We start from the raw sequence: 18,812 nt of genomic DNA, 5'->3' as shown, positions 1-18,812 counted from the left end.
ATAAGGATAGCCACTGCGGGAGGTTAGGGCGCCTCCCTGCGTGCCTTTCCTTATGCTTGTCGGGCCTGACCAGTCGTCTCAGCCTTTTAATCAATCTAGCTTCAGGGCCTAGGAGTTCGGGACATAAGCATAGCCTCTGCGGGGGAGGAACGTCCCCTACGAGTCTCTGTCTTATGCTCCTCACTCCTGACCAAGGCCCTTCAGCTTTTTAGTGGGCGTGGCCCCAGATCATGGTTAGGATGGTTCCGAAGATGACTGCGTGTGCGACGAATAGAGCATAGATAATGTTTAGATAGATTGTTCTTTTTTCTTTAGATTCATTAACATGCATGAATAAAAAGAGTTGTACAGCTGTTTGAATAATAGCGGTTATGGATAAGATCACCATTCCGGCCGTAAAGGATATATCATAAAAGGCTACGGATAACGCAATGATGGTTAGAATTAATGATATGACATAACCCAAAACATGTTTAAGTGGAAATAGTTGTTTTATCATCCTATATCAACTCCTTCAAATAAACGAAGCTAAAGATGAGAATCCAGATTACGTCAAGGAAATGCCAGTATAGGGAATAGATAAAAGATTTATTGGCTGTTTCTGCCGTAAATCCTTCTCGTATGACTTGAATGAGTATACATAATCCCCAGAATAACCCGAATGTTACGTGGGCTCCATGCGTACCGAGCAGCATGAATAAGCTTGATAAAAATCCGCTTGTTTGCATGGTTGCGCCTTCTTCGATATAGGTCATAAATTCAAAAATCTCTACACCTAGGAAGACAAGACCAAGCAGCATGGTAATAATAAAAAATGTAATCATCGGTTTTTTCAAATTAAGTCTCATACTATGAATAGCTAGCCCGCAAGTAAAGCTACTTGTTAAAAGGACAATCGTTTCAATAATGACGCCTTTAATTTCAAAAATTTCTTTTGCTGTAGGACCATCGCCCGTACCATTAAAGAGTGTATAATAGGTTGCGAATAACATAGAAAACAATGCAATCTCAGCTCCAAGGAATAACCAGAAACCAAAGATTCTTAATTGATTTTGTTCTGTACTGTATTCCAGTGGAAGGGAAGAGTCTATCTTCATAGTTTTTCACCTCGCAGTACTTTTTCAGTTCCTTCTATTTCCTCTACAGAAACATAATAGCCAGGATCTCGTTCAAAGGATTTAGCAGCCATTGTGATAAATACACCAATCCCAAATATAATAGCTGGAATCCACCAACTGAATACTAGGCAAAAACCAGAGAGAAAGAAGAATATACCCATAATGGCTGGTTTTCCTGTATTGCTTGGCATGTGAATAGGCTTTATTTCATCTTCGTAAAGCGGTTCATTATTAATTTTGGAATACCATAAAGGGTCGACGTCCTTAACGTTTGGCATAACCGCAAAATTATAGAATGGTGCCGGACTTGGAATTGACCATTCTAATGTACGTGCATCCCATGGATCCGCATGTTTGTCACGAGGACTTTTGAATGCACTATAGATGATATTATAGATAATTAATCCAAAGCCGATTGCTAACCCTACGGCTCCAATACTTGCAGTGAGATTCAGTGGGCCATAGCCTGTCGCTTCAGAATAGGTATACATCCGGCGCGCCATACCATCCAGACCTAAATAGAATAGAGGCAGGAATGTTACATTAAAGAATATCGCAATCAGCCAAAAACTAATTTTTCCGATTTTTTCATTTAAGCGGAAACCGAAAACTTTCGGGAACCAATAATAAGTACCTGCAATCATTCCAAAGACAGTACCCGGAATTAATACATAATGGAAATGGGCGACTAGGAACATTGTATTATGGTACTGGTAATCCGCACTTGACATTGCGAGCATAACGCCCGTTACACCACCGATTGTAAAAATCGGTATAAAGGCCAGCGAGAATAGCATGGCTGTAGGGAATACAATTTTCCCTTTTCGTAGAGTAAACAGCCAGTTGAAAATCTTAATACCGGTTGGTACAGAAATAGCCATCGTAGCAATCGCAAATATGCTATTAACCGTTGCATTGTGGCCCATTGTATAGAAGTGATGGGTCCATACAAGGAATGATAGCAATGAGATGGCAATCATACTGTAGACCATTGATTTATAGCCGTATAGATTTTTACGTGCGAAAGTAGAAATGACATCGCTGAAAATACCGAAAGCTGGCAATATAACAATGTATACTTCAGGATGTCCCCAAATCCAAAAGTTGTTTGCCCAAAGCATATCCATACCGCCATTGGTGGTTGAGAAAAATTGTGTTCCAAAAAGTCGGTCAAACATCATTTGTGCAAGTGACACAGTAAATGTCGGGAACGCAAACAAAATAATGATACATGTGATTAATGCAGACCAAGTGAACATTGGCATTTTCCAAATAGACATACCCGGAGCTCTCATTTTGATAATGGTTACGATAAAATTAATGCCCGTCATCAATGTACCAAGACCGGATAATTGAAGAGCAATTGCATAATAATTGTGTCCGACAGTCGGACTGAATTCATTACTTGCCAAAGGGAAGTAGGCACTCCAACCTGCATCTGGAGATCCGCCAATAACAAACGATAGATTGTAAAGCATAGCTCCGACAAAGAATAACCAAAAGCTGATAGCGTTGAGTGCCGGAAAGGCAACGTCACGAGCTCCAATTTGTAAAGGAACAACGATATTCATGACTCCCAATACAAATGGCATAGCCATAAAAAGAATCATAATAACTCCGTGAGTAGAGAAAACTTCATTGTAATGCTGTGACTCCAGGAATGTCATATTTGGAGTTGCAAGCTGCAAACGCAGCATTAATGCGTCAACACCACCGCGAAATAACATAAGGAACGCAGCAAGGATATACATGATCCCAATACGTTTGTGGTCTACTGTAGTTAACCATTCACGCCACAGCCATCCATATCTTTTGGTATAGGTCAGATAGATAATGATTGCCAACATGGCAACAACAATGCTAACCATAGCACCATAGATAAGCGGATCGCCTGTAACAAAGAATTCATCCCATTTCATGGTCTAATCCCCTTTCCTGATTTATTCATGATTATGTTCGTTCGTTTCTGTATCTGTTCCATCTGTAGCATCATCATTGCTTTCATGGAATGGCCATACAGGAGCCGGACTGAAATCAAGGTGTGTGGAAGAGTAAGTGGCTCTGCCCATTACTTCCATATCAAGCAGTTTGTTAAATTCCTTCTCAGTTAAAGGTTCGGCAGTTTTTTGGACCTCATCTACCCAGCTATCAAATTCTTCTGGAGATATGGCTAATGTTTCGAACTCCATTTGTGCAAAGCCTTCTCCACTAAAGTTGGCGTTTCTTCCAAAATAGGAACCTGGTTCGTCTGCAACGATTCGTAATGTAGTTACCATATCGCTCATTGCGTATTTTTGACCTGCCAGCTGGGGAACCCAAAAGCTAGTGATTGGTCCAAAAGAATATAAACGGAATTCAATCTCCCGATCTGTTGGAATGTTGACATAATTGACTGTTTCGATTCCTTCTTCGGGATAGCTGAAATGCCATTTCCAGTTGGAAGAAGATGCATAAATCACTAAAGGCTCTTCGTCTTCATATCCAGCTGGTGTACTTTCCACCTGAAAAGTGGTGATGACCGTAACAACTGAAAGTACGACTACTATAATGATAGGGATGGCAGTCCATATAATTTCAAGCCACTTATTTCCTTTTTCATATGGCGGTACATAGTCTACGGGCTGTTTAGATGCTCGATATTTCACAATCATATAGATAAAAAGAGCGTAAACAACCACTAAAATAACAGCCATCACGATCATAGAAAAAATAATCGTATCGGATTGAATTTTTGCTTGTGGCCCTTTTGGATTCAGTACCATTAAAGGGTTACAACCTGCCAGTGCGAATAAAGCAGCAAAAGACATACTGAATAAAGTCCATTTCTTCTTCATGATAGTCTCCTTTCTTGAAAATTATTTATATTATATAAATAAAGTATTATACTATTATGATAAAATTTAAAATAATGAAAATTCAACTGATAACCCTCGTTTTTAATAAGTTTTTATATGAATTTTTGATATGAAATAGAAGTTATATAGAATATTATATTTTTTTGATATAGTGATGGGAAAGAGAGGGTTAAAAGGTAGGTTTTGGCCTTGGAGTGTTTAAGTGAATGCTGATTCCGATAAAGAATAAATGGGTAAATATAAAAAGAACAAAAAAATAAGCTACCAATCGGGAATCGGTAGCTCGGATAATTGAGTCAATTATTTAGTTTCCGGTGTCCATTGCTTACGGACTTGTTCATAGGCTAACTGTCTGATTTCTGATTCATCAGTGTCTCTTGGTGCAAGGACATTTGTTTGATAGTTTTTCCCCATGAAATCTATTAATACTGTAACATTTACCATATAAATCTACTCCTTTTGTTCGTTTAATCAATAGTTAATAGACGCATTAAATGCATCATTTTTGTTCATCTAAAATTGGTTTTCCAAGGTTTTAGAGTAAAAGTGAAGTGATGTTTTTCTAATGGACGGTATGTTGTTGAGAGGATGAATGTACTATTCCCGTTTTTTGAAAAATATAAACTTAGCAATTGGCAATTGGAATAAATTGAGAGGTTAAAGGAATTATATAATAAAATTGGCAATAATTCCATATGTTTTTTGTTTATAAATAAAAATAAAAATAAAAAAATTGGAGGGATTTTTTTGTCTGTATTGTTATTTGATCTCGATGGTACATTAGTTGAGACAACGAGATTAAGTATACCTATTATTCAAGCGGAAATCAAGAATTATCCACACCTAAAGGTCCCTAATCCTAAAAAGATTCAATCTGCGTTTGGTTTACCTCATAAAGAGTTTTGGGAGCTTTTAACACCTGATGCCACCGAACAGGAAGTAAGAATGATTTCTGAGCGTTCAGAGAAAGAATTACTGGAAAGCTTAAAAACTGAAAATGTACTGCTTCCCTATGCCAGAGAAGTGTTAACTGAACTAAAAAGAAGAGGGCATATTTTATCAACAGCAAGTAATTGTTCAACTGCATATTTAAATGAAATACTAAATTCACAGCAAATTAAAGATTTATTTTATGAGCCTTTGTGTATTGAAAGGGTCGGCGGCCGTAAGAAAAAGGATATTTTGTTAGCGCACTTTCAACATTTAAATAAATCGGATGCTTTTATGATAGGAGATCGTTCGTCTGACATTGAGGCGGCAAAAGCCCATCATATACCAGCTATAGCTTGTCACTTTGGATATGCTGAGGATGGTGAACTGGATAGAGCGGATTATCATATTTATTCCTTGAAAGATTTATTAGAGATATTCAACTAAACATTTATAAGGCCAGTTTATTAAAAACCAATTCGCCGTATTCATTTGATACGAAAAGCTTAAGTGACTTGACTTTAAGCTTTTCGTATATTAAAACTCATCATAATTCTTGAATCAGTTCTATCCTGTTCCCAAACGGATCTCTAAATTCAAATCGTTCAAAGCCTGGTATGGGTATACCCTTTATTAGTTGAATGTTTTGTTCATGTAACACCTGTTCCCAATATGATAAATCCTCGACTTGATAGGCTAAATGAGCCTTTGTTTTTAATCGGTCAATTCCATCTTCCGTACCTACATGTACATCCTGATCTCCAACGGATACCCAAAACCCGCCGCGTCCCTTTAGTGAATTAGGCTTTTCTTTTTCAACCAGACCGAGAATCCCACAATAAAAATGTTTTCCTTCTTCTTCATATCCTTTTGGAATGGTTATCTGAGCATGGTGTAATCCCAAAATCATAAAATCGTCCCCCTTTTGCAATAAACATTTCACCTTTCATTTTGTATCTTCAATTACGAGCTTGGAAATTCGGAGTCATTATCGTTTCTGATAAGCTTTACTTCATGCTAAAAATAATTAAAAAACGCATTGAAATTCGGATGGAATTCAAATGCGTTTCATGGTCAATCTAATATGAGCTTTTTTATTTATTTGAGATTAGTTTTGCCACAGGTGTACTTTTCCATAATCTTTTTGCAGAAGGGAGAATTCCCTTTGCCTGATTGATTGGATAATTAATGGCGCTTTTTTTATATTCAACATCACTCATGATTGCTTGTTGCTTTCCTGTTAAACGATCTGTTTCATGTTTAATGCTATCCGTTTGTTGTTGTATTCGCGTAACAGTTGCTTGTATCTCATTAATTGTAGGTGTTGATTCTTTGAACGTTCGAAAAGCATATATACCGAGATATACAATTGATCCAACGATAATAGCTAAACTAATCCAAACGATGATCATGCACAGTCCTCCTTTGAAATATTTCCTTATCATAACTATATCTTACCCATTATTGAGCGTTTAGTAACTAATGACTTAGAAAGAAAAAGGATTAATAAGTGCTTAAGCGGGTATTGAACCCATATATTAACTTTTAGAGAGGGGATGATGGGAATGGATAAAAAAGTAATTGGTGTTTATGATAATGGTCAGGATGCTGTACGGGAAGTGGAAAGATTACAGAAGCAAGGGTATCAAAAAGAAGATATTTCCGTAGTAGTGAAGGACAAAGAAAAGGCAGATAAAATCACATCTAAGACTAATACAAATGTTGACAGTGGTCTTGCAGCTGGGGCAACTACAGGTGGAATCTTAGGAGGATTAACAGGATTATTGGCAGGTGTCGGTGCACTGATAATCCCTGGTATTGGGCCAATTGTTGCAGCAGGGCCGATTGCTACAACATTGGGAGGAATTGCAGCAGGCGCTGGAGCTGGTGGATTGACCGGTGCGCTGGTTGGATTGGGTATTCCTAAAGATACAGCTGATAAATATGCTACTGATGTAGAAAAGGGGAAGATTCTTATATTAGTCGACTCCGAATCACAAAAGAAATATGCAGCTCGCGATACGTATGAAAGATCTGATGATCCATTAGTGGGAGCACAGCGCGAAGTGAAAGTAACAATAAATCCAGCCACGGGTGGAGATCCCAATTTAAGAGGAAAAGATAGTTATAAATAATATATCTATAAGTGGAAGTCATCGATTCCTTGATGGCTTCTTTCTTTTTATGCATTGAAAAACGAACCAAGCATCTGCCTGATTCGTTTTAAAATAATTTTGAAATGTAAGTAACAACTTCTCATTTATTAGTATTCGTTTATGTGTGTGATGTAAATTGCCGCGGTTATCTATTCCACTTGGACGTTTTTACTTAGACGATATAAGCCCTACCTCTCTTATATCCTTACGGCTCCGAAGCCGTTCCAGTGTGAATAAGTGTTCCGAAAAACATAAATTGCAGAATGCCATATTTATTTACATATCTATGTGTAAGTCACTACTTTAAAATTATATCTTCTAAGTATATACTTTATAATTTCGTTTGTCAAATATGTTTTTTACAGAACGACGTCCGAAGATAACCACGATACTTGTTTAACCGCTATTTCTCATATACCCAAATAAAAATGATAAAAAACCTGTAGGTTATCTTACTTAGGTAGAAATTGTTCAAAGGAAACACGCATAGGATAGGTCATAAGGAAAAATGGGGAGGTTACATAATTGAGACAACAATCGATGAATGATTTAGTGAAACAAACCCAAAGGGCTATTAATGGAGAGTACAGTGCTATACAGTGTTATGAAAAATTAGCCCGACTAGCACCAACAGAAGATGAACGGCAGCGAATATTGGAAATCAGAGAGGATGAGATTAAACATTTTAAACAACTGGTACTACTATATACAGGCATAACAGGGAGAGATCCAAAGCCAAAACAGACAGAACCTTGTGAGGATGATTATTTACGGGGGCTTGAAGCGGCTTTAAAAGATGAGCAGCGTACCGTGGATTTTTATCTTTCAGTTGCAGACGGAACCATTAATTTAGCGGCAAAGAAGTTGTTTAATCGTGCAGCTAAGGATGAACAACAGCATGCAGTATGGTTTCTTTATTATTATATGAAGAATAAATGAAAAGGGCTAAATTGGAATTAGAACACATAATTTAAAAATGTCCTGCATAAGAGTCCTCCTATTTGGGAATAAGGTAACTGTACTAAACTGAATGGGAGGATGAAATATGAAAGCAGTCACATACCAAGGGGCCAAAAAAATTGAGGTTAAAGAGGTTGAAGATCCGAAGCTTGAAAAGAATGATGATATAATCGTCAGAATTACTTCTACGGCCATATGTGGTTCTGATCTTCATATCTATCAAGGGAATATGCCGATTAGAGAAGGATATATAATTGGACATGAACCAATGGGAATCGTAGAAGAAGTCGGTCCTGAGGTGACAAAAGTCAAAAAAGGCGACCGGGTAGTTATCCCTTTCAACGTATCCTGCGGGCAATGCTATTACTGTCAGCATGAGATGGAAAGTCAATGTGATCATACCGAATCCAATCCACATCAGGATACAGGCGGATATTTTGGATATACAGAGCGATATGGGAATCATCCCGGCGGACAAGCAGAATATTTAAAGGTTCCATTTGCGAACTATATGCCGTTTGTCATACCGGAATCCTGTGAATTAGAGGATGAGTCATTATTATTTATGTCTGATGTTTTGCCTACAGCTCTTTGGAGTGTGGAGCATGCGGGGGTAAAACCGGATGATACTGTGGTCGTACTTGGCTGTGGCCCAATTGGTTTAATGACACAAAAATTTGCTTATATGGCTGGTGCTAAAAGGGTTATAGCTGTTGATCACTTGGATTATCGATTAAAACAAGCTGAGAAAATGAATAAAGTAGAGACGATTAATCTTAATAATTATGATGATACAGGGAGCTATATAAAAGAAATTACACAGGGTGGAGCTGATGTGGTCATCGATTGTGTTGGAATGGATGGTAAGAAATCAGCTATTGAAAAAATTGAGCAAAAACTAAAATTGCAGGGAGGAACGTTAAGTGCTATTCAAATTGCCACGAAGGCGATAAGGAAATTTGGTACTTTGCAGCTTACCGGTGTTTACGGATCTGTTTATAATATGTTCCCGCTAGAGAAATTTTTTTCACGCAATATTACGATGAAGATGGGACAAGCTCCTGTTGTTCATTATATGCCTCGATTATATAAAATGATTGAAGAAGGAAAGCTCGACCCTACTGAAATTGTAACTCATAAGTTACCACTTCTGGACGCAGCGAAAGGGTATTCGTTATTTAATGAACATGAAGATAATTGTACGAAGGTTATATTAAAACCATAACTAAGATAAAACAAAGCATTCCTCCAGCAGTAATAGAATGCTTTGTTTTATTTTAAGGTATAATTTTACATAAAAAGGGAGACTGACATGAAAATTGGAGTGATTGCTGATATTCACGGGAATGAGCCTGCCTTAAAAGCGGTACTATCTAAGCTTGATTGAAGGAGGGATATTGAAAATATCTATTGTCTGGGAGATATGATTGGAATCGGACCGAATACCAATGACGTTTTGGATATTCTATTTACAAGAAATGATGTATCCATGATTACGGGAAACCATGATGAAGCGGTTTTAGCACTTCTAAAAGGAGAGGAACATCCACAAAGCCACTCCCATGTAAAAGAGCATCATCAATGGATAGCAGAGAGGATGGATAAGCAATTCATCCGGAAGTTGGAAGGGTTGCCTAGGGCAATCAATTTAACTGTCGAAGGGAATTCAATTTTGTTTATTCATTATCAGATTGAGCCAACGAAGCTAAATGACCATATAAGCCAAGACCCTTTTAGCAGAATTGTTGAACCAAGTCTTAAGAATATAAGGACTTTATTTAAAGGATGGGAAGAAAAGTTAATCTGTTTTGGTCATCATCATCCACTTCATTTCTTCAGAAGTGAACGTACTGTCTTTCTAAATCCAGGCTCTTTAGGTTGCAATTCAAAGCCTACTGCCTAGATATAGCGGGAGACAAAGTGGTTATCTCTAACGAAGATGCTACCTATGATAATACAAAATATTTAGCTTCATATGAACGGCTTCAGGTCCCGGATCGTGATTTTATTCTTAAAATTTTTCATGGCAATCAATTAAAACAATAACTCTTAATTGCTGATCTGAGATTATTAAACAACTCCATTTCTATATCCTAGGTTACTGGAATTATTTCCGACTAATTCCTTGCCTATGCCAAGGCTAAGGCAGGGGGTAAAGAGTATAAAGTAAATAAAAAACCCGTTAACCAGGATGTAAATATCCAAAGCTAACGGGTGTTTAAGGTATAGCGTCGTTACATTAAAATACTTTAGTTGTCCAAGATTCACAGTTCCAAACATCTGTAGCTATGTCCTGATAGAAGTCAGGTTCATGGCTGATCAGTAGAATACTTCCCTTAAAGGCCTTTAATGCGCGTTTTAATTCTTCTTTAGCATCCACATCAAGGTGGTTGGTTGGTTCATCGAGAACAAGTAAATTGTTTTCACGATTGATTAGTTTACATAAACGAACCTTCGCTTTTTCTCCACCGCTAAGTACTTCAACTTTACTTTCAATATGCTTGGTAGTAAGGCCGCACTTCGCCAGAGCAGCACGAATTTCTGCCTGATTATAGGAAGGGAACTCCTGCCAAATTTCTTCGATACAGGTATTATTGGATGTTTGTTTTACTTCTTGTTCAAAATATCCCATATACAAATGTTCGCCAAGCTCAACCTGGCCAGAGATTGGTTTAATTTCACCGAGAATACTTCTGAGCAAGGTAGTTTTTCCAATCCCATTGGCACCGACGAAAGCAATTTTTTGTCCACGCTCCATACGTAAATTTAATGGTCTGGATAGAGGCTCATTATACCCAATGACAAGATCCTTTGTTTCGAATATAAGTTTACCGGATGTACGTGCTTCGCGGAAATGAAATTCTGGTTTCGGTTTTTCTTTCGCCAGTTCAATGATATCCATTTTTTCAAGCTTTTTCTGACGGGACATGGCCATGTTTCGAGTAGATACACGAGCTTTATTACGTGCAACGAAATCCTTGAGGCCGGCAATCTCTTGTTGCTGTCTTTTATAGGCGGCTTCAAGCTGTTGCTTTTTCACCTCATACACTTTCATAAAATCATCATAATTTCCAACATAACGGGTCAATTCCTGGTTCTCCATATGATAAACAAGATTGATAACACTGTTTAAGAATGGAATATCATGTGAAATTAAAATAAAGGCATTTTCATAATTTTGAAGATAACGTTTGAGCCACTCGATATGCTGCTCGTCAAGATAGTTGGTCGGCTCATCTAAAAGTAATATATCGGGTTTTTCAAGTAATAATTTTGCGAGAAGGACTTTTGTACGCTGGCCACCGCTTAAGTCCTGAACATCGCGCTCAAGCCCAATTTCATCGAGGCCCAATCCTCTTGCTATTTCCTCAACCTTTGCATCAATGACATAAAAGTCGTTGTTAGTGAGGACGTCCTGCAGTACACCTGATTCCTCAAGTAAGACTTCTAATTCCTCAGGAGAAGCTTCCCCCATCTTAGCAAAAATTTCGTTCATTTCATTTTCCATATCAAAAAGATACTGAAATGCTGTTTTCAGTACATCGCGTATGGTCATACCTTTTTCAAGAACAGCATGCTGGTCAAGGTAACCAGTACGAACTTTCTTAGACCATTCAACTTTCCCCTCATCAGGCTCCAGCTGTCCGGTTACAATATTCATAAATGTAGACTTTCCTTCCCCATTTGCTCCGACAAGGCCAATATGTTCGCCTTTTAATAAGCGGAAGGAAACTTTGTTAAAAATGGCTCGGTCACCAAAGCCATGGCTTAAATCTTTAACGGATAATATCATTTATCTATACTCCTGCCTCTTAATTGTTTGTAATTAATGGGTCTATACGCATTTAATAGTACAATATTTCACGATAAAAGCATAGATAATCAATTGATTAACAGTAATTGTAAAATTAATGGGTTCATACTTAGAAGGGGCAGTATTTACGAATGCTCACATAAGTTGTATGATGTTTAATGCAACAATTAGAATAATTCGAAAATAGCGAAAAGAGGGTAAGAGAGTATGAAAAAGGGATTGTGGTTATGCAGTATTATGGCCTTGATGCTTGTTATCGTCATGGGTTGTTCATCAAAAGAAGAGACAAAAGAGGAAGTGGGCACTAAAGAATCAGCGGATGTAAAAAGTGACTTATTAGATTTCTATCTTTCCATAGTGAATGTGATTAATGGAAGTGATCGTGATTTAAATACCTATGAGGGAGCAGAGAATCCTTCTGTCTTAACAGAGGAAGATAAACAAAAAGCTGCTGCTTCAGCAAATTCTGTTGTGGATGCTTTGGAAGATGTGAAAGTTCCTGATAGTTTAGAAAAATATAGCAAGGATTTTGAAAAGGCTATAAAGACTATTTCTGATTCATATAGAGAAAAAGGAATTCAATTGTCCGGTACAGCTGAACCCAATATGGATAAAGCAAATGAGCACTTTAATGCTGGAAGTGAAAAAGTTAACGATATTTTTAAAGCAGAGGATCTTATCGCGCCTAATTTAGATGCTGAAGTAAATGGTTAATAAACGCAGGCACCCAGTCGATTGTTTAATCGGTTGTTTTTTTGATTCGCTTGGGAGTGAAAATTCCCAAGCGAATCAGTTTATTTCCTGGATTTAGCGCGTGCATCAGCTGCTTTTGATCTGGCTTGTGCAACGAGATCATCATGATCAGCTAATGCCTCAGAAAATTCTACATCTAATCCGTCAGATTTTATGGAAGGCGGCGTGTTTCCACTTGCCATCCTGTTTCTGCCGTGAAGTAAGTTATGGTTATATCTGCCCATTTTTGATTACCTCCCAAATGAAGAATATCTTCCTGATTAGATTGCAACAAAATCCAAGCCATTATTCTGGTAAATAAAAGGTTAGTTTATGGACGAATTCCTTTAGATCCTGTAAACCCAGCCGCTCGATCTGCTGCTTTAAATTCCCTTTTGTAACGAACTTCTTGAGTAGAGGTCAGGCGATTTTTCATTTGATCTCGCTTTTTCTTATCCATGAACATTCTCCTTTTCAAAGTAGTGTCATTCCTATAATTTCCATAATTAAATGTTTTAATTCATTTTCTAAAATCAAAGAAAGGACTAAGATAAGGATATATGCTACATTAAAAGAGGAGGCGAGCTAACGATGCCACTTATCTCAAAAATTGAACAACAAAAAAAGAATAAAAATCGTTTTAATATATACATAACAGAAGAAGGACAGCCTGAAAGATACGCATTTAGTGTGGATGATGACTTACTTGTCCGCATGCGGCTATCGAAGGGGATGGAAGTCGATGAATTATCCATTATGGAAATTCAGTACCGTGACCATATCCAAAAAGCATTTCAGTCTGCTGTCAATTATCTATCTTATCGTATTCGTTCAGAGCATGAGGTTATTTCCTATTTGAGTGAAAAGGAATGGGAACAGGCGGTTATTGATGAAGTAATTCATAAACTGCGTGAGTATAGATATGTTGACGATGAGGAATATGCGAATGCATTTGTACGAACCCAAATGAATGTCAGTAAAAAAGGACCTGATGTCATCCGGACAGAGCTGCTCAATAAGGGAATCTCAGAAAAGGATCAGCAGACTGCATTAAGTCAGTATACGAATGATTTGCAAAGAGAAAATGCTGAAGAATGGGCCAGTAAGACATTAAAAAAAAGTAAGGGTTCCATGAAAGAAGCAAAACAGAAAACAATCCAATTTCTTGTACGGAAGGGTTTTTCAATGAGCCTGGCCAAATTGGTGACTGAAGAGTTAGCGGTTGATGATAAGAATGCTGAATGGGAAAGTCTTGTAAAAACAGCGACTAAATTTCACAGAAAGTATGCTCAACTGGATGACTATTCGTATAGTCAAAAAATGAAAACAGCTCTATTTAGAAAAGGTTTTGATATGGATTTAATTTCTCGTTTTGTAGAACTGGGCAAAGAGCGAATTGATAACGGAGATTTTGAATTGTACTGAGAGGGGTAAAGAAATGCAGGAGAAAAAATTCAGTGAGATGTCAGAGCATGAGCTTAGACAAACAATCGCAGATTTAAATGAAAAAGCAAGAAAGGCTGAGCAGCTTGGGATGGTTAATGAGTTTGCCGTACATAAAAGGAGAGCCGTTATGGCAAAGGCTTATACATTAGACCCGGCTGATATTATAGTCGGTGAAATGTATGGTATAGATGGAGCGCCTGGAGAATATTTTAAGGTGGAGTATTTAAAAGGTGTGTTTGCCTGGGGGTATCGTCTTCAACAAAATGAAGAAGAAGGGCTGCCTATTTCCTTGCTAATGAAATTAAAATAAAACGAGAAAAAAAGAGCTTTCTGTAGAAAGCTCTTTTTGAATTTATTCAGAATCCCGTTCTCCAGAGGCATGCATTCGCTCCTGTGGACGAGTATTTGTAGTGCCATCTGCTCGTTTTGAAGCATACTCTGGTTTGGCTCGGGGTTCCCCATTAAATTTATTATCATGCTCATAAGGAAAGCCTTTTGCTTTATTTCTCAAGATTCTCTCACCTTTCATTCTGGGATGATGGATGCCTTATTAGTATTCTAAAATGGCTCCCACCCATTCATGAGAAAGCTTTCCTGATTATCCAGTAATCATATTTAGTTTCTTTTGAAGCTTTTCTTCTGTAAAAACCCATCCAGTAAATGAGTTGATAATAGTTAAATCATCATCTAAATGAACGACAGCCACAAAGGGATATCGTCCTCTGCTCCGATAACGTAAATCAATGAATCGGACAATGTGCATTCCCTCCTGATAGTCCATTTCCCATCGGTATACCGGAGAAAAAGATACAAAGGCAGAGAGATTCACATCCTTTAGAGCAGCATCCAGAATTGGACTTTCCGGTAAAGGAATACGATCAAATGTATCGTAAAATTGTATTTCACGATTTTCAGCTACCCCAACATAATATTTATCAGGCGTTGTAACAGCTACCTTCCAGCGGTGATAACGCATGGTTGGGGAAAGTGTAATTCGCCGAGCGTCAGGGATTTGTAAACGAATCTGAGCCTTTAAGCTTCTGGATTCTGTTATCCGAGCAATATAATAACCGATAATAATTACATACATTATTAAGAATAAAGTTCCTGGATCAAAGCCGAATGTCCATAAAATAAGACCTACAATATGAATTCCGAAGATAAAGGGATCAAATGTATTAATAATCCCGAGCGCGACCCATTTTGAGGACAGGGGGCTTAGAGCCTGTGTTCCATATGCATTAAATATATCTACAAATACATGCAAAAATACAGCGAAAAAGGTCCACAACCATAGATGTAAGGTATTCGCTTCCGGAATAATAAGGGCAATAAGAGCCGTAATTAATATAGGCCAGAGAATTACAAATGGTATGGAATGTGTCCTTCCGCGATGATTGCGTATATATACTGCATTATTTTTCATTTTTAGAACCGTATCTATATCAGGTGCCTGGGAACCAAGGATTGTACCGATCATAACGGCCGTTGCTGTTCCTGTATGGGAGGCGACCTGAGGATCCAGGGTGGCTAATCCACCAAGTGCTATACCCATTACAAGATGAGTACCGGTATCCATAATACATCCTCCTTTTCTACTGACTTATAAAGGAAACTACTATTTTTATCCAATATTAATTACTTTTCATACCAGTCATGTTGTTTTAAAATGAAGGGAATTAAAAAATCAAGGGTAAACCTATTCAGTATGATTACTTAATTTATTCCCTATTCCATTAATTTTTAACATAAACAGGAGGAAACGTGAAGACACTTGTAAGTTGCAATATAGAACAATTCAGAAAAGATCTTATAGATTGGTTTATTCAGGAACAAAGACAGCTACCGTGGCGATTAAATAAAGATCCCTATCGTGTCTGGGTTTCTGAAATTATGCTTCAGCAAACCCGTGTGGATACCGTTATTCCTTATTACGAACGTTTTATGGAATGGTTTCCGACACTTGATGATTTTGCTGATGCTGATGAGGAAAAATATTTAAAAGCATGGGAAGGTCTAGGCTACTATTCTCGGGTTCGTAATTTGCATAGTGCAGTTAAAGAGGTAAAGGAAAACTACGGTGGAATTGTGCCAAACACTCCTGAAGAAATTAAAAAATTAAAAGGTGTCGGTCCATACACTGCCGGTGCGATATTAAGCATTGCTTATGGTGTTCCGGAGCCTGCAGTTGATGGAAATGTCATGAGAGTCATTTCCAGGATATTAGAAATATATGATGACATAGCGAAGCCTGCCACCCGCAAACTATTTGAATCAGCTGTACGTGAATTAATTGATACCGAACATACGTCAGAATTTAATCAGGCATTGATGGAACTTGGCGCTCTTATATGTGTTCCTGGTAAACCTGCATGCTTATTATGTCCGGTAAGAGAGCACTGCTGGGCATTTGATAAAGGAATCCAGCAGGAGCTTCCGGTAAAAACTAAAGCTAAAAAGACCAAAATTGTTCATTTATCGGCACTTGTGATAAACGATGAAAGTGGAAGAATCCTGATTAGGAAGCGGCCGGAGACAGGTCTTCTCGCAGGGTTGTGGGAATTCCCAAGCTATGAAACAACAGGAGATGTGAAAGAACTTAAAGAAATGATTGCGGAACAGAATCAAGTTGAATTAAATCAATTAACTCCAATCGGTCATATCAATCATGTATTTTCACATTTGACATGGGAAATTGATATCTATACAGCCACTGTGAATAATTTGGAGAACTTTAAAAGCAATACACATAAATTAGCATATGTGAAAGATCATGATTTTCAACAGTATGCTTTACCTGTATCTCATCAAAAAATTTATGAAACATATGTATTTAATGGTTAAAAAATAACCCGGCATCAGCTACCTGCGAAAAGATAACAATCTTCAGGTATAGCTGATGCCGGTTCTATTTTAATTAATCGTAGGAAACACGCGTTCCTTTTGTCCAGGTTGCTTCCTGTCTCTTCAGGCCGCCTCTTCTTTCAATTTCCTCAATAATTTCTCTTTGAATGGTATGTCCCTCTATATTTAAATAGGGCATAATCTGCTGAAATGAATGATGGTAAAATTCCAGTTCATCTTCCTTCCATTCACTTTTAGGAATCATGGATAACTCTGACATATCTCTTCCTACAAACATAATAAAGCCTCCTCTTTTCCTGTTTTAAATTTCTATATAGGATGCCGCTATATAGTGAAGCAAAAACAAGGAAAAAAATAGAAACACTCTTTTTGTATATGAAAACCTCTGTTGGATACATTAATAGGTGTGGAGGTGATATTAATGGCTAACAACAGTTCAAAAACAAATGCAAATCAAGTGAGACAACAAAACGCACAATCTGCAGGTCAAAGCCAAGGTCAATTTGGTTCTGAATTTGCAAGTGAAACTGATGTGCAATCTGTGAAACAAGCAAACGCGAAAGCAGAGAAAAACAAAGCTAAAAACTCCGGTAACTCCGGACAACAATAATGTAAAACCTTTAATTAAAGCACTTGCCCGTAGCGGGCGAGTGCTTTTTAACGGCTCGACAAAACCTCTTAGAAGGCTACAGAAAAAGTCAAAGGTATTTTCTGCTTATTAGAGAAATGTATTATTATACTGATTTTGGGTGGTGTAGAGCATGAAGAGTTTTGAAGAGTTAGTTAATGAACAAATGGTCATTATGGATAAGCTTTTACATATGCAAACAGAACTTGACCGTTATATGGAGCTAGAGGAGGAACTGAGGAATCGAAAGAATGATGAAGATTTACTATGTGTCCAGGACGATATAAGTGAGATGAAAAGAGAATTAGATACAATCCAAACGATATTTATGCAATTAACAGAAAAAGTGATTGAAAGCTATCAGTCAAAATCTGCCCCGAAACTATAAAATATAAATACAATTCATCATTATTTAGGGCATCTCTATAGGTGTTCTTTTATTTTTATTCTCCGCTTCTGTTTCCTTCATTCATTATGACTCATGTTTGTAAACGATTAATTTTGGTTATAGGATTAATATTTCATTCTAAAAAAGAGCTGGTTAATGGCGATTTGTTTAACAATTTATAGCTTATCCGCTTTTCATGGTGGCTCTTTGTTTTAAAATTGTATGTGAATCGTTATAATAATAGAAGAATACGGAAAAAAGCATCTTAATTTAACGGTTAATATATTGTCAATTTGAACACAGAGACGGTATATAAGTGCCCTGCCCTATAGGGAGAGAAAGTAGGTAATACAACGTGCGAGTACCGAGAGAAGGAGAAGAAATCCAAATACACAGTTACAAACATAATGGACATATACACCGGGTTTGGCAAGAGACGACCATATTAAAGGGTACCCAATTTATTGTAATTGGTTGCAATGATCGGACTCTTGTAACCGAATCTGATGGTAGGACATGGCTCACAAGAGAGCCAGCTATTACCTACTTTCACTCACAGTATTGGTTTAATATCATCGGCATGCTTCGTGATGACGGTATTTACTACTACTGTAATTTAAGTTCTCCATTTGTATTTGATGGGGAAGCGGTTAAATATATCGATTATGATCTTGATATAAAGGTATATCCCGATATGACATATAACCTGTTAGATGAAGATGAGTACGAAGAGCATAAACTTCAAATGGGTTATCCGAATGTCATTGACCATATTCTCAGGAGAAATGTGGAAAAGCTGATTAGTATGATTCGAGCGAAAAAAGGGCCGTTTTCTCAGGAGTTCGTTCATAATTGGTATAACCGATATTTAACAATTAAAAGTTGAAAAGAAGCCTGTCTCTTTTATGGACAGGTTTTTA

26 protein-coding genes are annotated in these 18,812 nt (G+C 37.4%); 13 read left to right on the top strand and 13 right to left on the bottom strand.

The window, feature by feature from the left end:
• Positions 1–208: 208 nt before the first annotated feature.
• The 5 genes from qoxD to AC4BHA_RS17190 form a co-directional block, all read right to left on the bottom strand.
• Positions 209–496: a cytochrome aa3 quinol oxidase subunit IV gene (qoxD, locus tag AC4BHA_RS17210; protein ID WP_066108542.1), complete on the bottom strand. Its 288-nt coding sequence runs from the start codon at positions 494–496 to the stop codon at positions 209–211.
• Between the two features lie 4 nt (positions 497–500).
• Complete coding sequence (qoxC, locus tag AC4BHA_RS17205) at positions 501–1,097, bottom strand: cytochrome aa3 quinol oxidase subunit III (protein WP_139892674.1); 597 nt, start codon at positions 1,095–1,097, stop codon at positions 501–503.
• Entirely contained in the window at positions 1,094–3,037 is a 1,944-nt protein-coding gene (gene qoxB, locus AC4BHA_RS17200) for a cytochrome aa3 quinol oxidase subunit I (RefSeq protein ID WP_490558968.1), read from the bottom strand. Before qoxB ends, qoxC begins: the two co-directional genes overlap by 4 nt.
• Before the next feature lie 21 nt (positions 3,038–3,058).
• The gene (gene qoxA, locus AC4BHA_RS17195) at positions 3,059–3,952 is read right to left on the bottom strand and encodes a cytochrome aa3 quinol oxidase subunit II (RefSeq protein WP_490558967.1); all 894 of its coding nucleotides are present in this window, start codon (positions 3,950–3,952) and stop codon (positions 3,059–3,061) included.
• Positions 3,953–4,273: 321 nt separating this feature from the next.
• A complete protein-coding gene (locus AC4BHA_RS17190; RefSeq protein ID WP_066107964.1) occupies positions 4,274–4,417 on the bottom strand; it encodes a BA3454 family stress response protein in 144 nt (47 codons plus the stop codon).
• Positions 4,418–4,720: 303 nt separating this feature from the next.
• Between AC4BHA_RS17190 and AC4BHA_RS17185 the strand changes: the two genes are divergently transcribed.
• Positions 4,721–5,350 carry an HAD family hydrolase gene (locus tag AC4BHA_RS17185; RefSeq protein ID WP_187393499.1) on the top strand — a complete coding sequence of 210 codons (630 nt, stop codon included), beginning with the start codon at positions 4,721–4,723 and terminating at the stop codon, positions 5,348–5,350.
• Positions 5,351–5,450: 100 nt separating this feature from the next.
• On the opposite strand, the gene AC4BHA_RS17180 is transcribed toward AC4BHA_RS17185, so the two are convergent.
• Positions 5,451–5,813, bottom strand: a complete 363-nt coding sequence (locus tag AC4BHA_RS17180) for a VOC family protein (protein ID WP_148631062.1) — start codon at positions 5,811–5,813, stop codon at positions 5,451–5,453.
• 184 nt (positions 5,814–5,997) lie between these two features.
• Positions 5,998–6,315, bottom strand: coding sequence for a DUF948 domain-containing protein (locus tag AC4BHA_RS17175; RefSeq protein WP_066107955.1), 318 nt, complete (start codon positions 6,313–6,315; stop codon positions 5,998–6,000).
• Between the two features lie 153 nt (positions 6,316–6,468).
• Between AC4BHA_RS17175 and AC4BHA_RS17170 the strand changes: the two genes are divergently transcribed.
• The 5 genes from AC4BHA_RS17170 to AC4BHA_RS17150 all read left to right on the top strand — a co-directional run bounded on the left by AC4BHA_RS17170 (position 6,469) and on the right by AC4BHA_RS17150 (position 10,065).
• Positions 6,469–7,038: a general stress protein gene (locus tag AC4BHA_RS17170; RefSeq protein WP_225983649.1), complete on the top strand. Its 570-nt coding sequence runs from the start codon at positions 6,469–6,471 to the stop codon at positions 7,036–7,038.
• A gap of 561 nt (positions 7,039–7,599) precedes the next feature.
• The gene (locus AC4BHA_RS17165) at positions 7,600–7,998 is read left to right on the top strand and encodes a ferritin-like domain-containing protein (RefSeq protein WP_066108539.1); all 399 of its coding nucleotides are present in this window, start codon (positions 7,600–7,602) and stop codon (positions 7,996–7,998) included.
• Between the two features lie 106 nt (positions 7,999–8,104).
• Positions 8,105–9,244 carry a zinc-dependent alcohol dehydrogenase gene (locus tag AC4BHA_RS17160; protein ID WP_066107947.1) on the top strand — a complete coding sequence of 380 codons (1,140 nt, stop codon included), beginning with the start codon at positions 8,105–8,107 and terminating at the stop codon, positions 9,242–9,244.
• A 198-nt stretch (positions 9,245–9,442) separates the two neighbouring features.
• Positions 9,443–9,922 (top strand): metallophosphoesterase family protein, encoded by a 480-nt coding sequence (locus AC4BHA_RS17155; RefSeq protein ID WP_139892670.1) that lies wholly within the window; start codon positions 9,443–9,445, stop codon positions 9,920–9,922.
• A 17-nt stretch (positions 9,923–9,939) separates the two neighbouring features.
• Positions 9,940–10,065: a hypothetical protein gene (locus AC4BHA_RS17150; RefSeq protein WP_258188260.1), complete on the top strand. Its 126-nt coding sequence runs from the start codon at positions 9,940–9,942 to the stop codon at positions 10,063–10,065.
• Positions 10,066–10,258: 193 nt separating this feature from the next.
• Here the strand turns inward: AC4BHA_RS17150 and AC4BHA_RS17145 are convergent, their stop codons facing one another.
• Positions 10,259–11,812: an ABC-F family ATP-binding cassette domain-containing protein gene (locus tag AC4BHA_RS17145; RefSeq protein ID WP_139892669.1), complete on the bottom strand. Its 1,554-nt coding sequence runs from the start codon at positions 11,810–11,812 to the stop codon at positions 10,259–10,261.
• Between the two features lie 228 nt (positions 11,813–12,040).
• Between AC4BHA_RS17145 and AC4BHA_RS17140 the strand changes: the two genes are divergently transcribed.
• A complete protein-coding gene (locus tag AC4BHA_RS17140) occupies positions 12,041–12,547 on the top strand; it encodes a hypothetical protein (protein WP_490558966.1) in 507 nt (168 codons plus the stop codon).
• A gap of 80 nt (positions 12,548–12,627) precedes the next feature.
• Here the strand turns inward: AC4BHA_RS17140 and AC4BHA_RS17135 are convergent, their stop codons facing one another.
• Together AC4BHA_RS17135 and AC4BHA_RS17130 are read right to left on the bottom strand one after the other, a co-directional pair.
• Positions 12,628–12,810, bottom strand: a complete 183-nt coding sequence (locus tag AC4BHA_RS17135) for a YfhD family protein (protein ID WP_139892667.1) — start codon at positions 12,808–12,810, stop codon at positions 12,628–12,630.
• Positions 12,811–12,896: 86 nt separating this feature from the next.
• Positions 12,897–13,025 carry a YfhE family protein gene (locus AC4BHA_RS17130; RefSeq protein ID WP_139892666.1) on the bottom strand — a complete coding sequence of 43 codons (129 nt, stop codon included), beginning with the start codon at positions 13,023–13,025 and terminating at the stop codon, positions 12,897–12,899.
• Between the two features lie 131 nt (positions 13,026–13,156).
• Here AC4BHA_RS17130 and recX point away from each other — a divergent pair, with 131 nt between their 5' ends.
• Positions 13,157–13,990 (top strand): recombination regulator RecX, encoded by an 834-nt coding sequence (gene recX, locus AC4BHA_RS17125; RefSeq protein WP_139892665.1) that lies wholly within the window; start codon positions 13,157–13,159, stop codon positions 13,988–13,990.
• A gap of 13 nt (positions 13,991–14,003) precedes the next feature.
• Positions 14,004–14,321: a YfhH family protein gene (locus tag AC4BHA_RS17120; RefSeq protein ID WP_066107926.1), complete on the top strand. Its 318-nt coding sequence runs from the start codon at positions 14,004–14,006 to the stop codon at positions 14,319–14,321.
• 42 nt (positions 14,322–14,363) lie between these two features.
• On the opposite strand, the gene AC4BHA_RS17115 is transcribed toward AC4BHA_RS17120, so the two are convergent.
• Both AC4BHA_RS17115 and AC4BHA_RS17110 read right to left on the bottom strand, forming a co-directional pair.
• Positions 14,364–14,525, bottom strand: coding sequence for a small, acid-soluble spore protein K (locus AC4BHA_RS17115; RefSeq protein ID WP_302621346.1), 162 nt, complete (start codon positions 14,523–14,525; stop codon positions 14,364–14,366).
• 84 nt (positions 14,526–14,609) lie between these two features.
• Positions 14,610–15,590 carry a metal-dependent hydrolase gene (locus tag AC4BHA_RS17110; protein ID WP_066107920.1) on the bottom strand — a complete coding sequence of 327 codons (981 nt, stop codon included), beginning with the start codon at positions 15,588–15,590 and terminating at the stop codon, positions 14,610–14,612.
• A 185-nt stretch (positions 15,591–15,775) separates the two neighbouring features.
• On the opposite strand from AC4BHA_RS17110, the gene mutY reads away from it, so the two are divergent.
• Positions 15,776–16,855 (top strand): A/G-specific adenine glycosylase, encoded by a 1,080-nt coding sequence (gene mutY, locus AC4BHA_RS17105; protein WP_490558965.1) that lies wholly within the window; start codon positions 15,776–15,778, stop codon positions 16,853–16,855.
• A gap of 73 nt (positions 16,856–16,928) precedes the next feature.
• Here the strand turns inward: mutY and AC4BHA_RS17100 are convergent, their stop codons facing one another.
• Positions 16,929–17,153: a mother cell protein YfhS gene (locus AC4BHA_RS17100; protein WP_066107915.1), complete on the bottom strand. Its 225-nt coding sequence runs from the start codon at positions 17,151–17,153 to the stop codon at positions 16,929–16,931.
• A 138-nt stretch (positions 17,154–17,291) separates the two neighbouring features.
• Here AC4BHA_RS17100 and AC4BHA_RS17095 point away from each other — a divergent pair, with 138 nt between their 5' ends.
• The 3 genes from AC4BHA_RS17095 (at position 17,292) to ntdP (ending at position 18,778) form a co-directional block, all read left to right on the top strand.
• On the top strand, positions 17,292–17,486 hold the full coding sequence (locus tag AC4BHA_RS17095) for a gamma-type small acid-soluble spore protein (protein ID WP_225983705.1): 195 nt from the start codon (positions 17,292–17,294) through the stop codon (positions 17,484–17,486).
• A 151-nt stretch (positions 17,487–17,637) separates the two neighbouring features.
• Positions 17,638–17,892, top strand: a complete 255-nt coding sequence (locus tag AC4BHA_RS17090) for a YgaB family protein (protein ID WP_066107909.1) — start codon at positions 17,638–17,640, stop codon at positions 17,890–17,892.
• A 355-nt stretch (positions 17,893–18,247) separates the two neighbouring features.
• Positions 18,248–18,778: a nucleoside tri-diphosphate phosphatase gene (gene ntdP / locus AC4BHA_RS17085; RefSeq protein ID WP_066107906.1), complete on the top strand. Its 531-nt coding sequence runs from the start codon at positions 18,248–18,250 to the stop codon at positions 18,776–18,778.
• Positions 18,779–18,812 lie beyond the last annotated feature (34 nt).

This window comes from Pradoshia sp. Z3_51 (genome assembly GCF_058215915.1).
This window is presented reverse-complemented; position numbering and strand designations above follow the sequence as displayed.